General features: G+C 59.2%; 1 pseudogene. It reads right to left on the minus strand.

What is annotated here, in order from left to right:
• Positions 1 to 5: 5 nt before the first annotated feature.
• Positions 6 to 233 (minus strand): annotated as a pseudogene (locus tag AB4Y34_RS42565) (IS6 family transposase); the annotation flags it as partial.

Genomic DNA, 233 nt, shown 5'->3' on the forward strand with positions numbered 1-233 from the left:
ATCGCTCAGGACACAGTCGACGGATTTAGAGCGATGCCGGTGAATTCGCGCCCCGCAGCGAATCGGGATGCGAGTTGTTTGCGATAGAGCGAAGCACGTAGCAGGTGTCGCTTGAGCGCGAAGTGCTGCCGGATCAGGCCGAAGCTGGAGAGAAAATCCTGCGTGCGCTTCGGGCCGCGAAATCCGCGCATGCGCCGCTCACGTTCACGAGTATGCTGATGACTATTCTCTGC

Origin of the sequence: Paraburkholderia sp. BR10954 (assembly GCF_040965775.1) — a bacterium.
Lineage (GTDB): Bacteria > Pseudomonadota > Gammaproteobacteria > Burkholderiales > Burkholderiaceae > Paraburkholderia > Paraburkholderia youngii.